This window comes from Enterococcus hulanensis (assembly GCF_005405485.1).
GTDB lineage: Bacteria > Bacillota > Bacilli > Lactobacillales > Enterococcaceae > Enterococcus_A > Enterococcus_A hulanensis.
This window is the reverse complement of record NZ_BJED01000012.1, coordinates 105,365-120,468: the sequence shown is the minus strand read 5'-3', so window position 1 is coordinate 120,468 and position 15,104 is coordinate 105,365. Positions and strand designations below refer to the sequence as shown.

Annotated in this window: 10 protein-coding genes; 7 read left to right on the top strand and 3 right to left on the bottom strand. The window is 41.8% G+C overall.

Features of this window, described 5'->3' with window-relative positions; genetic code table 11:
- The first annotated feature begins 348 nt into the window (after positions 1-348).
- The 6 genes from FFR60_RS14185 to FFR60_RS14160 all read left to right on the top strand — a co-directional run bounded on the left by FFR60_RS14185 (position 349) and on the right by FFR60_RS14160 (position 9,001).
- Entirely contained in the window at positions 349-1,893 is a 1,545-nt protein-coding gene (locus FFR60_RS14185; RefSeq protein WP_137664657.1) for a helix-turn-helix domain-containing protein, read from the top strand.
- Positions 1,893-2,438, top strand: a complete 546-nt coding sequence (locus tag FFR60_RS14180) for a signal peptidase I (RefSeq protein WP_137664656.1) — start codon at positions 1,893-1,895, stop codon at positions 2,436-2,438. Before FFR60_RS14185 ends, FFR60_RS14180 begins: the two co-directional genes overlap by 1 nt.
- Before the next feature lie 52 nt (positions 2,439-2,490).
- Entirely contained in the window at positions 2,491-3,456 is a 966-nt protein-coding gene (locus FFR60_RS14175) for a BsaA family SipW-dependent biofilm matrix protein (protein WP_137664655.1), read from the top strand.
- A gap of 95 nt (positions 3,457-3,551) precedes the next feature.
- Positions 3,552-4,256, top strand: coding sequence for an LPXTG cell wall anchor domain-containing protein (locus FFR60_RS14170; protein ID WP_137664654.1), 705 nt, complete (start codon positions 3,552-3,554; stop codon positions 4,254-4,256).
- Positions 4,257-4,355: 99 nt separating this feature from the next.
- Positions 4,356-5,012 carry a hypothetical protein gene (locus FFR60_RS14165; RefSeq protein WP_137664653.1) on the top strand — a complete coding sequence of 219 codons (657 nt, stop codon included), beginning with the start codon at positions 4,356-4,358 and terminating at the stop codon, positions 5,010-5,012.
- A gap of 14 nt (positions 5,013-5,026) precedes the next feature.
- The gene (locus FFR60_RS14160) at positions 5,027-9,001 is read left to right on the top strand and encodes an RCC1 domain-containing protein (RefSeq protein ID WP_137664652.1); all 3,975 of its coding nucleotides are present in this window, start codon (positions 5,027-5,029) and stop codon (positions 8,999-9,001) included.
- 151 nt (positions 9,002-9,152) lie between these two features.
- On the opposite strand, the gene FFR60_RS14155 is transcribed toward FFR60_RS14160, so the two are convergent.
- The 3 genes from FFR60_RS14155 to FFR60_RS14145 all read right to left on the bottom strand — a co-directional run bounded on the left by FFR60_RS14155 (position 9,153) and on the right by FFR60_RS14145 (position 13,417).
- A complete protein-coding gene (locus tag FFR60_RS14155; protein ID WP_137664651.1) occupies positions 9,153-10,901 on the bottom strand; it encodes an NADH-dependent [FeFe] hydrogenase, group A6 in 1,749 nt (582 codons plus the stop codon).
- 12 nt (positions 10,902-10,913) lie between these two features.
- Positions 10,914-12,791: an NADH-ubiquinone oxidoreductase-F iron-sulfur binding region domain-containing protein gene (locus tag FFR60_RS14150; protein WP_212741907.1), complete on the bottom strand. Its 1,878-nt coding sequence runs from the start codon at positions 12,789-12,791 to the stop codon at positions 10,914-10,916.
- Positions 12,792-12,916: 125 nt separating this feature from the next.
- Complete coding sequence (locus FFR60_RS14145) at positions 12,917-13,417, bottom strand: NADH-quinone oxidoreductase subunit NuoE family protein (RefSeq protein ID WP_088932863.1); 501 nt, start codon at positions 13,415-13,417, stop codon at positions 12,917-12,919.
- A 522-nt stretch (positions 13,418-13,939) separates the two neighbouring features.
- Between FFR60_RS14145 and FFR60_RS14140 the strand changes: the two genes are divergently transcribed.
- Positions 13,940-15,088 carry a hypothetical protein gene (locus FFR60_RS14140; protein ID WP_137664650.1) on the top strand — a complete coding sequence of 383 codons (1,149 nt, stop codon included), beginning with the start codon at positions 13,940-13,942 and terminating at the stop codon, positions 15,086-15,088.
- Positions 15,089-15,104 lie beyond the last annotated feature (16 nt).

Here is a 15,104-nt window from a genome sequence, read left to right as displayed (position 1 = left end):
TTTTTAATCGTGCGGGTGAAAAGAATTGTTCAAACATTTCTCGGGATTTTTTTTCAGAATTTGGAACGAGGAGTTTCCCCTTCTCCGAGTAGATCGTTTGTTATAAATAAACAATAAAATTAAATGGGCGAGGAAAAATAATCCTTTTATTATATTTCACCGCCATAAGGAAGAGTGAAAAAAGAATGTCGAGATAATAATTAATTAGAAATCGACTGAAGTTCATTTATTTTTCTAATATTAAGAAAAACATGCTGAAACGAAGAACTTTCCATTCTGTATTATGAATACTAGCAACTATATTCATTAGAAATTAACGTGATTTGTCGATTGAAAAGAGGCGGCCAAATGATTCTTGACTTAATGGATATTCGTTTTTTAAGACGTTTTTTGATACTTGATCATTTACATAAGAATCAGAACCATTCAATCGAGTTAATGGAGCTGGTAAAACTTCTGAATGTCTCATATCCAACCGTCAAAAAAATTATTACGGATATTAAATTGGACATACAGGAGCTTGGATACGATGACCATGTAGAATTAGTCGCTCTCTTTGAGCCAAAAAAAGTGATATGGAATGTAAAGATTAATTTTTCAACGACGATCTTTCGTTTGCATTATTTGGAGCAGTCTTATCGCTTTCAGCTATTCTCGCTATTTATCGAGCCGAAGGAATGGACGATCTCTGAGATTACAAAAAAATTGAATATCACTTATGCCATGGTAAAAAGGGAAATTTTATACTTAGAACGCTATATACAATTATATGCGAGTAATCTCACATTAAAAACCAATCGAAAGCTGACTCTTTTAGGAGATGAAGCCACGATCCGACTTTTGTATACGGGAATATATCAACATGTATATGGCGGATATAAATGGCCGTTTCTATTTATAAGTACATATGAAATATTGGATATTTTGAATGTATTAGATGAGACTATCTATCAAAAATTTTCACCGAGGTTTTTGACTATCCATTACGGATTAGCCATTTCATTGCTGCGGGCAAAAAAAAGCCCGATTCCTGCTAATGATTATTACTGGAAGCCGATGACTGATGCGGATAAAAAAATGTACGACAATTTTGTTCAGCTTCTAAGAAAAAAAAGAGCAATGATCAGTACAGATATTTTGAAGACCGAAGCTCGTTTTACGATCAGCTGCATCATTGCCGCCAGTATGGGTCAACACGATGGAAAACTCCCACCCTTCTTTTCAAACTCTTCTAAATTACAAGATATAGATTTTTTACATAGAGTAAATGAAAAACTAAAAACAATTGAGGAATATGCCTTGAGAGAAATGACTTGTGAAGAAAGGGAAACAACATTCGCACGATTAGTCGGTGTATTCTATCAAATACTTATTTACAAAAAAGGGCTGCAGCAAAGAATTGTGGATCTCTATGTCCATCATCCTTTTGAATTTCCTGGAAACAAGGAGCGTGAAAGAACCTTTTACGAGGTTTTCATGAATAAATCCAGCAAGAATTTAACTACGATCGAATCGGAATACTTGGAATATTTGTGTGTGGCTTATTACAAAATTCTGTTCTTTGAACTAAATCGGCAGCTTTTCCATCCCAAAATTTATATCTATATCGTTAGTAATCGAGCACCAGAAATGCTGGCAAGTACGAAGTTGCAAATGATTGGAAACTATTTTTGCATCGAAATCGTGAATTTTTTGTCAGAAGAAACGGATTTGATTCTCACTGATATGGCTTTATCTAATCAAATAAAGTTTTACCTAACTAAAAATGTACCGATTCTTTATATGAATGAGGCGTTCTGCGCGAGGGACAACGAACTTTTACAGGAAGAACTGACCAGGATAGCCGACATAAAATATCGAAAATTAAAAAATGAAATTGAGGACAGCTTTTAATGAAGAAAAAAATACTATGGGTTCTGAATATTCTTTTCTGGATCGTATTATTGGGAATCGTCGCTTCGGCAGTATGGTTCAGATTCAATGATCAAACGGACAAATCACTTTTTGGGTATCGCATCTACACTGTTAAGACGAACTCTATGAGAACGGATAAATCGTTAGGCGAGCGTTTTAAAGGCGAAGCTTTTGAAAAAGGAGATCTGTTGATTGTGAAGATGACCGAACCTTCAAAGGTTGAGGTGAACGACGTAGTGACTTTTGTCCCTAGCGGAATCGAAGATGGCTCCGTCTACCTGACTCATCGAGTTGTGAAGAAGGACGCGGAGAAGAAGACCTTCATCACACGAGGCGACGCAAATAATATGGATGATCCTGAGATAGCTGACAAGCAGATAATCGGGGTCGTGGTGGGCGCTGTTCCTGTTATTGGAAGACTGTTGACGTCCGTTCAAGAAAATCCTTATTTAGCGATCGGCCTTGCCGTCATCTTTCTCTTGTTATTAAGTATTATCTCAAAATATTTTTTTAGTAAGGCTTAACAAAAGGTGGCAATCACTTTTTGATAGCAAAATATATATAAGGGGGATTCATATGAATTCGAAAAAGAAAAAAGCAGTAGGGTTATCACTCATTATGGTGGTGGTCTTGATATTGATTGGGACTTTTGCCTGGTTTACATCTACGGACAATGTTACCAACAAATTTAAAACAGGGTCATTACCAGACGGCTCAGTTAAAATCGTCGAGGATTTTGAAGAGCCAGACGGCTGGGAACCAGGACAAGAAGTGAAGAAGGAAGTTGGTGTCCTAAGTAACAGTGACACTGACGTTGTCGTTCGTCTGTCATTTAAAGAAGCTTTGCAAAAAATGGAAGCAGATGGAAACAGCTTAAAGCAATACGCTTTTGATTCAGAACAAACAGATGAAGATTTGATTCCAGTGCCATCTATTGATTTTTCAAGTAATGGCTATTCTGATCCTGCAACTTTAGGTTTAACAGTTAACGGCGTCCCATCAGGCGTAACGATTGTCGGTAAACAAGTTTTTACCAACAAATACGAGTTTGCTTTATATCATGAGGTAAGCGGCAAGCTTTATAAGATGGATGCTGACTTTGCCTATGATTTAAGCACACAAACAGTAACAGTTACAAATGTTAAATACCTGTACTACAAGCTAGGCACTTCAAGCAATAAAGACTGGGCAGTTGCTCCGCATCCTTTAGCAACAGCTATTACTAAGTCAGCATTGGACGATAAAATCTTACTTGGTTATTCTTCAGATGTGGAACAATCAACAGTAACAGCTAATAAATGGGTATATGATGCTGATGGCGGTTGGTTCTATTACATCGGCACACTATCTCCAGGGGAAAGATCTCCATTGATCTTAACGTCTGTTACTTTGGACGGAAGTGCAAACAACACTTACCAATTGATGGACTATGAATTAGATGTACGAATCGAAGCCTTGCAAGCAACTGAAGAAGCAATCGACGGCGGCGGATTCCCAGGAATTCCGACAAATATTGCCAATGCGATCAAAGCGGCGCTATAAGCCTTGCTCACTTGCAGAAACAATTCTAGCAAAAGATAAACTCTTTTTACTTAAAAATAGTCGGTTAGCAGGTCGTATGAAATGGGAGTGAGGCGGTGAAACGACTAAAAAGATTTTTGTTTTTATTTATGGTCGTACTCCTGCCTGCGATCTCTATTCAAGAAGTTTCAGCAGCTGAAAAGAATTTACCAGACGGCTTTTTACTTGGTGACGAGAATGGGATCAATGTTTCTAAGGATGGGGGATATTTCTTCAACTTAGAGGATCTACAACCAGGAGATACGATTAAACGAACGCTGACGATCAAAAACTTCCGAGACGAGGCTTATGACTTACGCTTAGTTATTGAGCCGAAATCAAAAACCGGAAAAATTGATCTGATCGAGAATATGTCCATGCAGATTCTATTAGAAGATCAAGAAGTTTATCAAGGCAATCTGAGTACGAGTAAAGAAGGAAGTAAAGAAGTACCATTTGGCTTGGTTGCTGCCAGATCAGAAAAACAAGCAGTGATCGTATTAACCATGAATGATATTGAAAAATGGAACAAATTATATTATTCAGGGCCGAGTGAAGCGGAAGTCGAGTGGCAGTTCATCGCGACGGCTTCGGAAAAGACGACTGATGAGGGCGAATCCGAGGTGCCAAAAAGCCCCGGCGGCTCTCAAAGTTCAGAACCTAAAGGACTATTCCCTCGAACAGGAGAAATTCTTTCGAACGGCTTCGTCTGGATAGGTCTTATCTTAGTCGCTATCGTGTATATCCACTCAAGCAAAAAAAGACGATCAAAGTACAGATAGCAATATCGCGGTGCATGTGACTTGAGAATACGAATGAAACTGGTGCACTTCGAACTTTGTTGAGCACCAGTTTATTGTTTGAAATGAGGTGATGCAGTTTTGAAAAATCAGCTTCAGATTTTTTTTCGAAAGCTTCGAATAAAGATTCAAGAAAAAGGAACATCAAGAAAAAGCACATTTATTATTTTAGCTGTTGTTCTAGTAACGCTCTCGACATTTGCTTGGTTTACTACTAGTGATTCCATGCAAAATAAATTCAAATCGGGCAATCCGCTGTTTGATGTGGCATTAGTCGATGATTTCACTTCGCCTAATGAGTTGACGCCTGAGACAGAAATCAATAAAGTTGTCGCGGCAAAAAACACAGAAACTATTGATGCATTTGTACGCATGATGGTTTTTCCAGCAGCGTTGAAGGATGGAGAACCCTTTGAAGTGCAATTAGAGGATCATGTGCAATTGATCGGACTAGATACGAGCAAATGGAAAGATGGAAAAGACGGGTATTTTTACTATTTAGAGAAGCTCGCTCCCGGCGAGACATCTTCTAACCTATTTGAAAAAGTCAAACTCATCATTCCCAATGATCAAAAAGACAATTACAAAGATGTAACATTCGATATCGTCGCAAAAACAGAAGCGATCCACACGAAAAAATATGATTATCGAATTTCGTGGTGGGGTACGGATGATCCTCAGACTGCGGAGCCGCTGAAAACCATCGATGAAACATTAGCAGAAAAACGTGCCGAATAGAAGGGAGTATTTCATTGAATAAAAAAGTAATTACATTTTTATTAGCCGTTTTACTCCTTTCGATCGGAGGGAATATCGGCGTTTATGCAACAACGACAGATTCTATTGAAAAACATTCCACTGTTATGACAACTACAACAGAGGAGGTCGCTGAAACATCTGAGAGCAAAGATCAAGAATCTAGCAGTTCCTCGGAAGCAAAAAGCAAAAAGACCAAATCAAGCCAAGCGTCTGAAGAGAACAGTTCAGAAAGCGAAAAGGATGAAGAGGAAACCACAGAGTCTGCGTTTGTCCAGCCTTCTTTAGCTGCTGGAAGCCTGAAGCGGAATTTGCCGACGTTGGAGAGTTCACTCATGCCGGAATCAGTTCCTCAGCTATCGGCGGTTAAGTTTATCGATACTGTCACACTCTATACTGGAGGAATGGCCTTAGACAATCAAGGCGCCGTTTGGATGTGGGGATATAACAGCTACGGTTTACAGGGAGTCAACATGGCAGAAAAAGTGAAGGATCGTGATCGATATCAAGGTGGTATGAAGCGAATCCCTTACTTTATTGATAATAATATAAAAATAAAAAAAATATGGGGATCGTATCATACCGCTTATGCATTAGGCGATGATGGAAAACTTTACGCATGGGGTCGAGGATACGACGGACAAATGGGCAATGGAACATCACTTACAGCCGGATCAAATAATCTATTACCAAAAGAAGTGGATTTTCCTTCGGATCAAAAAATCCTCGACTTATATCCAGGTACAGAAGCAGCACATTGTATTTATGCTACAACGGAAAGTGGAAATGTGTATGCTTGGGGCTATAGAGATGGCGGAAGAATTCCTTTCATATCAACAGGTGTTTATGTCACACGTCCGACCATGATTGACCAGTTAACTGATTTGAACAATGATGAATCAATTATCTCGATGTCGATGGGGAATTCTCACGGAATCATCGCGACTGCTGCCGGTAAGGTTTATACTTTTGGTACAAATACTTACGGACAAAGAGGAACTGGCGGCACTGGCGGTTCGCAACAGCTGGCTGAAACGTCGTTCTTCACAACGCAGAATTTGACACCAGTAGAAGTAAGTGCAGATTTGGACAACAGTTTTGTATTAACTGATGAGGGAGATATTTATCAATTTGGGCGTCTTTATCATGGAAGTACTGCGGGCAGCAATTATACAACACCAGTAAAAGTAGAATTTGATGCAACTTCTGCTGTATACACACCGGTGTTCACTTCCGTGGATGCAGGAAAATTTGCGGCACATGCATTGGATCAATATGGAAGAGTTTGGGTTTGGGGGAAAAACAATTACTATCAATTCGGAACAGATGGCCCTCTGTATGGTTCAAAAGGTACAGCGGTCGCATATGATTATACAACACCGTCAAACGGTAAATTGGATACCTATCTTAAATTGGCAACGCAATTACCTCAAACTTTTGGTGATGGTGATACGCAATTTAATCATACAGTACCAAAAGGACCAGTTTTTTCTAACGTTACTTATAATGCAAGAGTAGGTTTTCAATTAACCGGCTACCAGAACCAGGGAATGTGGTCTGATATTGATGACGGAACTTATAAAAAACACCCTACAATTTATGATAAAAAATACTATAAAACTGTTGGAGAAAAAGGAACGGTAAGTAACAACGCTCCGACTTTAGCCGCAATGAGAAATGCTCACAATAAAGTCTACATGATTGATGAGAAAGAGAAACGGCTAGTATACGTTGTCCGAAGAGACAGTGCAAATACGATAAGCGGAAACTTTTATGTCGCTAAAGATGAATATGATGGTTCATGGTTTGTTGATAATCGTACGACTACAGCTCTTCCGGAGAATGTGACCGAGGAAACGAGCTTACCGGATGTCAAGGAGGATGAACAACCTTGGATCGAACTCTCGACAGGAGGAGAGCCCAACGATTTTACAGGTACTCAAAATGCAAGTTTCCCTGGTGTTACCCAGATAGCTAGTTATCAATCGGCTATGCAGTTTTTAGATATGTCTGGTAATTTATATAAGACTAGTTTGGATGGATCGGGAACGGTTGCTTGGGGATGGGACTATGATCCTGTATATGATTGGTATGGTGGAACGGGTAGATACGGTGATGATAATACGTATACTTCAAGTCATGCAACTGACGGGCTTTTTGATTATTACTGCTATGAAATCATGTTCATGCGAGGGGCACCGCGAGTAATTCCTGGGAACATTGATATCGATGCTCCGAAAGAAAAGCATTACAAATCACAAAATGCAAAAGAAAAAGTAAAAATCGAGATCGGTCTGGGGAGTGCCTATCATAGTGCTCAACTAAACTTGACGGTTGAACCAGAGCTGCAGGAAGCTAAGTACTTGATCCTGCCTTATGATACCGACGATCCAAACATGGAGCTGAGCAGTCCTTCAGAAGATGAGTTCAATGCAGCTTACAGTCAAGCGTCTTCATTGGGGTACACTGCTTTTGATCTAGCTGATGCCAATGGCTGGAAGGGAATCAAGCAAGGATTAGACGAGCCTGAGGTTAAGCTGGAAGATGAAAGCATTGAAGTCACGGATAATTGCATTGTTTGGGCGCTAGTCAAGACTAATTACTATGGTGCAGAGCCGGCTGTTGTAAGTCGGAAGGTTTTCGATAACTATTATACGGAAGCAGAGATCAAACACAACGGGGTAGAACATGCCGATACAAGCAAGGTACTCTACGAAGCGACAAGCACGAATGTATCCAAGGTAACCAATGATGGTATCGAGAAGCTGGTTGGTTTTCCTTTAGACAAAAACGGGAAAATTATTGGCACAACAACGAAACCGCCGACCTTTAGCTATGATGAAACAAAGGTTGCTAGGTTAACCGAAGCGCAATGGAATGCATTGTTTGAGTCGGATAAAGTCAAAGAGGATCAAGTAGCGAAGCATCGAACCGAGCTGCTTGCGAAAACAAAAAGTGATTTTGTCGCTTCGGGAACTACTTGGTCGCAAGAGCTTGAGGTCCAAGTGACCGCCTGGATCAATAGTTGGATCGAAGAATGGGTCGAAGAGGAGTGGCTGCCTGAGTACAAAGCGGCTTGGAAATTCTATTCACCGCAGGCATCAGAGAAAACCTATACACTTAATGGAGTGGAAGATGCCGCGAATAATGATGATCTTGAAGCTGACGAGGGCGAATTGGCAGTGTGTGATAGTTATGTTCATTCGTTCCACTACGAAAAAGAGGCAGAAGCATATGCGAAGGTTTATTATTTAGGTGTGGATGATGAAGGGGAAAAGTTGGACCCATTTAAAATGGCTGCAGAGGACATTTTGAGAAAGGTTACGTATAAACGACTTGTTCCAGAATTACTAATCGATGAGGTGGACTATCTGCCATTCGAGTACAAGCCGACAAATGGAGCACCTGCAACAACTTTCCCAATCAATGTGAATAACGCGACAGAAATTAGCGAAAACAATGAAGTGACCTTCACAGCAGCGGCAACGGTAGACGAAATGACAGTAAACGTCATTTATAAGGCACACACGTCGATTCTATTGAATGTTCGACAGGTGATCCAAAATCCTCACTCGTCGATCAAGCGCCCAAGCAATGGGTTTATGTCATTAAACAATGTCAAATTGCCTAACTACGATCAGAAGTTTTCAACCAAAAATATCGTGACTAACAGCGGGGATATTAATAAAACTGTTGCGTATAATGAATACGTGGTTTCCTTACAAACAGGGTATAAGGGAATCAAGGTTGATTGGCTCACGCCGCAGTACTATAAGTATCTAGGGTTTGTGTTGACGGAAGAGGAGAATGCGCAAAACATCTCAAATCTTGACAGTTCACAAAATATCCATTTGGATTGCGATGGTAAAGAGGCTTACTGGCTAACGGTTTATCTCGAACCGGACACGGAAATCAATGACTATGCTTGGGATCAAAAGACCAATCATTTTGGCGAACTAAAAATTCCATAGATAAAAAGGGACGTTCCTGTAAAAGTTTTTAGAATTTGCGGGAATGAAGATTGAATCTGTAGTAAGCAAGAGGAACTAGCAAAAGGAGTGCTCTTTTGAACACTCCTTTCAGACGAAAGCCATCATCGAAAGGGATGATGGCTTATTTTTTTTAAACTTTAACCTTTGTCCGATCACGGTAGCTGGTATGGAGAATATGGTGCGCTTTTAAGCTGCCGGGTTTTTCTAAGAATTCCTGATAGATTTTTTGGACGATCGGACTTTCATTTGATTTGCGCAGACCTTTGCCTTTATCCTCTGAATAAAGAGCAGCGGCACGTTTTGTCTTCAAATCAACAAAGTTGCGAACGGAAGCTGGTTGGACCGGTTGCCCGCCGCCGTTGATACAGCCGCCGGGACAGCCCATGATTTCTACGAAGTGGTAGAATTTCTCGCCGGATTCGATTCGTTCCAATAGCTTCTTAGCGTTGCCGATTCCTGATGCCACGGCTACATTGATCGTTGCGCCGCTCATTTCATAAGTGGCTTCTTTGATTCCCTTCATTCCGCGAACTTCAGTAAATTCTACTTGCTCTAAAGAATGCCCCGCCAAAGTTTCGGCAGCAGTTCTCAAGGCTGCCTCCATAACGCCTCCAGTGGCACCGAAGATGTAGCCGGCACCAGTAGCTTCGCCTAATGGGTTATCAAATGCTTCGTCTTCAAGTTCCACGAAGCGGACACCAGCCTTATCGATCATTCGCGCTAATTCGCGGGTCGTTAATGCTACATCACAGTCGGAGTAGCCGGCTGCGGCTTCATCTTCACGCGTGACCTCGAATTTTTTAGCGGTACAAGGCATGATGCCGACGACAAAAATATCCTTTGGATCAATGCCTTCTTTTTCGGCATACCAGGTTTTCGCCAGTGCGCCAAACATCTGCTGTGGTGATTTACAAGTCGACAGGTTCGGGATCAGTTCTGGATGATAGTGCTCACAGTATTTAACCCAGCCTGGCGAGCAGGAGGTGAACATCGGGAATGGTCCATTATTTCCGACCCGTTCCAAAAATTCATTAGCCTCTTCCATAATCGTAAAGTCGGCCGCAACGTTGGTATCAAAGACTTTATCAAAGCCGATCCGTCGTAATGCCGCTACCATTTTTCCTTCAACATTGGTACCGATAGGCATATTAAAGGCTTCGCCTAATGTCACTCGAATCGATGGGGCGGTTTGGACGATGACGTGCTTGGTTGGATCTTCCAACGCATCCCAAACTTCTTGTGTCTGGTCCTTTTCATGAATTGCGCCAGTCGGACAAACGACGATACATTGTCCGCAGGAGATACATGGCACATCGCCTAAGTTTTGTTCATAAGCACTGCCGATGTGGGTGTTGAACCCGCGATCGTTTGGTCCGATTACGCCAACTGCCTGCCATTTTGAACAAGCAGCGACACAACGACGGCAAAGAATACATTTATTATTGTTGCGCACCATGTGAACCGCGCTGTCGTCAAATTCGTGTTGGCAATTTTCGCCGTTGAAATAATCTTCATCCGCGACATTGAACTCTTTACAGAGCTTTTGCAGTTCACAATTTCCGCTGCGAATACACGAAAGGCATTTTCGCTCATGAGTTGAAAGAATCAGTTCCAAAGTAACTCTGCGCGAGTTGAATACTTTTTTCGAATTCGTCGTGATCTCCATGCCTTCGCTGATCGGGTAGACACAGGCGGTTACTAGACTGCGGGCGCCTTTTACTTCTACCACACACATGCGGCAGGCACCGATTTCATTGATCTCCTTTAAAAAGCACAGGGTGGGGATTTCAATATTGTTTATTCGTGCTGCTTCGAGAATCGTCGATCCTTCGGGAGCAGTACAGATTTTTCCATTGATGGTAATCATAACCTCTTTCACTTGCTCCACCTCCTATATGACCGTGATCGCATCGTAGCGACAAGTATCAATACATAAGCCGCATTTCGTACAGATCGACTGATCGATTTCATGGGGCTGCTTGACTTCACCGCTGATGGCGCTGACTGGACAACCTTTTGCACATGCTCGACAGCCGGTACATTTGTCTGGCAAAATACGATATTGAATCAAGTTCTTGCAGACACCAGACGGACAGCGCCGTTCTTCGACGTGGGCCACATATTCATCCCGGAAATAGCGAAGGGTAGAAAGCACTGGATTTGGGGCGGTTTGCCCTAGTCCGCAAAGTGAGTTTTCTTGGATATGATGACAAAGCTCTTCCATTTTATCCAAGTCGTCTAAGGTACCATTGCCCATGGTAATCTTATCTAAAAGCTCTAACAAACGCTTCGTTCCGACCCGGCAAGGTACACATTTTCCGCAGCTTTCTTCGACGGTAAATTCTAAGAAGAATTTCGCGATATCCACCATACAATTATCCTCGTCCATGACGATCAAACCGCCAGAGCCCATCATCGATCCGATTTTTTTCAGATTTTCATAATCGATCGGCACATCATAATGCTCCTGCGGAATACATCCGCCAGATGGTCCGCCTGTTTGAGCGGCCTTAAATTTCTTGCCATTTGGGATACCGCCGCCGATGTCTTCCACGATCTCTCGCAAGGTGGTGCCCATCGGTATCTCGACTAATCCAGTATTTTGAATCTTGCCTCCCAAGGCAAAAACCTTCGTCCCTTTGGATTTTTCTGAACCGAAGCTGGCAAACCACTCTGGACCTTTCAAAATGATCTGCGGGATATTGGCCAGTGTTTCAACGTTGTTTACGATCGTCGGCTTGCCAAACAATCCCTTAACAGCAGGAAAAGGCGGGCGTGGCCGCGGTTCGCCGCGATGACCTTCGATACTTTCTAATAAGGCCGTCTCTTCGCCGCAGACGAAGGCGCCGGCTCCTAAACGCAGGTCCAAATCAAAAGAAAAATCACTGCCTAAAATATGCTTGCCCAGCATACCTTCCTCCCGCGCTTGCTTGATCGCGATCCGCAAACGATTGACTGCGATCGGATACTCTGCCCGGACATAGATGTAGCCTTGATTTGCGCCAATCGTATAGCCTGCGATCGCCATCGCTTCGATGACTGCATGGGGATCGCCTTCTAAAACGGAGCGGTCCATAAAGGCTCCCGGGTCGCCTTCGTCGGCGTTGCAGATCACGTATTTTTGATCGGATTGGCTGGCTTTGGCAAATGACCACTTCATGAAGGTTGGAAAGCCGGCGCCGCCGCGTCCGCGCAGGCCCGATGTTTCCAAGGTGCTCAATACATCATCACGAGAATACTCATTTACTACCTTGGCTAAGGCTTGATAACCGTCAAAGGCGATATATTCTCCGATCTGCTCGGGATTGATCCGCCCACAATTTCGCAGAGCCACCCGTTTTTGCTTGTGATAGAAGGGGGTATCCATTAATTTGTTGATGATCTCTTTGCTTTCATTGTCGTGGTACAGCAGTTTTTCGACTAATTTCCCATTGACTAAATGATCCGAAACGATTTTTTTCGCATGCTTTGCCTGAACCTGATGATAAAAGACCGCTTCTGGATAAATAATTACGATCGGACCCTGCGCACAAAGTCCAAAGCAGCCTGTTTTTACGATATTCACTTTATCTGTCAATTCATTTTTGGCTAATTCGACCTTTAACGCCTCGACAAACTCACCGCTTTTAGAAGAGATACAGCCTGTTCCCGCACATACTAATATCTCTTTTTCGTATGGATGTTTTTCATGCTCTTCATCATCTAAACGCATCGTGATTGTCTGACGATAAGTGTCTCGAAGCTCCTTTAATTCATTCCAATCTTTCATATTATTTACTCCTGACTCTTAAGAAATTCAGCTAACACATCAAAAACTTTATCAAAATTAAAGAAACGTACAAGAGGATTTCCCCTAGTATCAGACCTTCGGGGAAACGAAGGAGCAACAACCTGTTATTTTTTATTCTGGTACGTCACCAGCACTTTATCTGCCTTTTTCTTGGATAGGCGGCCATAGACTTCTTCATTCACTGTCAATACAGGGGCTAGACCACAGGCACCAATGCACCGACAGGATTCCAAAGTGAATTTACGATCGACAGTGGTTTCGCCTGAGTTGATTTTCAGCTCCGTCGTAAATGAATCTAAGATATCTCCGGCTCCTTTGACGTAACAAGCCGTTCCCATACACACACTGATCGTGTACTCGCCTTTAGGCACAAAGGTGAACTGGGCATAGAAGGTGGCTGTGCTGTAAAGCTCTTCTAAGGGGAGTTCCAGCTCTTTTGAAAGCCTTTTCATAATCTCGATCGGTAAGTAGCCATAGATCCGCTGTGCTTCTTGCAAAGCCGGCATTTGTGCGCCGCGCTGGCCTTTTAATTCTTCAATACAACTTTGGAATTCTTGCTGCTGACTTTCTGTTTCTATAAAGTCAAATACTGCGTCTGTACTCATCAATTTTTGTTTCCTCCTTTCTAATACTGAATCAAATTTTCGGACATGATTATAATGACTTTGCTGCTAAAAAAAATTATGATATATAGATTAAGTATATCAAAAACAGAGACGAGTTTGTGAATATTCAGTCAAATGAGAATGAGAACTGTTCTCGTGAAACGGCGTGGTTGAGGGAATCTTGGCGTTTTTTGCGAGGGACGGATAATGTGAAATTCTTGTTTGATGAATAGGTGTTATTTGAAATTCGACACGCTGCTCTGAAAGTTAATGTATGATGGGAAAATGATTAAAATATTAAGATGAATATTTATTGTTAGTTATTTAATACCTGTGGATAAGTCTGGGCTTTTAATTTTTAATAAGAACGATTTTTTAACAATATTTTTAATAAATGATAACAATTATAGTTTGGATTTATAATCATTCTAGTTGTATGATTAATATATATAGCAAAACGGACAAGCAAGTAAGAAAATAATGAAAACGTTTAATATAAATCGACAGAAAGCAGGGAACGAAATGACAAGTCAAAAGTTGAATCAGCGTCAAATTTTCGGAATGAAGAAAGAGAATCTAGCTAAAAAAATTAATCAATACTATTCAGAGACACGCGATCTAGCATCGGTTCTGGAATATATCGTAGCGATCCTTGTCAGAAACGCATTAGTGACAAGCGACTTTTCGCTTTTTATGAACGAACTAGTCAGAGAGCTGTATCTTTCCGCAGAACCCAATGAGGTATTAAGAAGGATGTCTCCTTATTTTCAGGATTATTTTACTAAAAGAGAATGGGACACTGTCATCAAACGACTATTCAAGAGCAAAACCAATTATTTCCAAAATACGAAAACTGCGCGGGAGAATCAGAAGTATTTAACGAAGCCTAATACCAAGAAGGTGCCTCTTGACGACCGAGAAGTTGCGATCGAATCGGTCTTCCAAGATGCGAATGGCAAGAATCACAAATGGACGTTGCGGGATGCTGATCCTTTGAAGGAGAAAACGGACTTTGAGCCGATTTTGGCAATTCTCACGACGTTAAGTATCTTCGAAAACAATGGTGTTCGCCGTTTTGTCCAACTAGTGGGATCGAAACGGATCTTTAGCGAGATCGAGGTCATTGTAGAGAAAAAAGCAAAGGCCAAAAAAGCGAAAAGTGAAAAAGGCGCATCGAAGAAAAACGTAACCAAGAAAAACGCAACCAAGAAAGAACAGCCGCAGTCTGCCCAAAAATTGCCTGCCGATTCAATGAATACGCAGAATCGTCAAATGAAACGGACCACCTTGCCTGTTGATTTTGATCCGTACAGCTTGAGCGAGGAGGAGCTGGTGAAGTTGGTAGAGTCCACCATTCCCGCAGATGCCGTACTGAAGGAGTTTCATTTTGAATACACCGATCCAAAGACAGGAGAGGTGAGTCAGCTTCCGATTGGCGCGCAATCAGATCTGGATGTAGGAGAGAACAGCCCGAATCAGAATTTGACTCAGCGGCTTTCTGTCAACACGCCTGAAAAAGCCGCCGTCGCGGTTTCTGCCAAGGCAGGCCTTGCGACTAGGAATAATGATTCAGGGAAATCACTGATGGATAATCCTGCGCAAGAACAGCCGCTTGAGAACCAATCGAATAGTACGTTGCGCAATTTATTGCGGAGGTTTAGACAAAAATAGGGAAAAGCTCAGCTTA

Coding starts and splice junctions, on each gene's coding strand:
- FFR60_RS14185 (WP_137664657.1), top strand. CDS start 349: ATGATTCTTGACTTAATGGATATTCGTTTTTTAAGACGTTTTTTGATA.
- FFR60_RS14180 (WP_137664656.1), top strand. CDS start 1,893: ATGAAGAAAAAAATACTATGGGTTCTGAATATTCTTTTCTGGATCGTA.
- FFR60_RS14175 (WP_137664655.1), top strand. CDS start 2,491: ATGAATTCGAAAAAGAAAAAAGCAGTAGGGTTATCACTCATTATGGTG.
- FFR60_RS14150 (WP_212741907.1), bottom strand. CDS start 12,791: ATGAAAGATTGGAATGAATTAAAGGAGCTTCGAGACACTTATCGTCAG.
- FFR60_RS14145 (WP_088932863.1), bottom strand. CDS start 13,417: ATGAGTACAGACGCAGTATTTGACTTTATAGAAACAGAAAGTCAGCAG.
- FFR60_RS14140 (WP_137664650.1), top strand. CDS start 13,940: ATGACAAGTCAAAAGTTGAATCAGCGTCAAATTTTCGGAATGAAGAAA.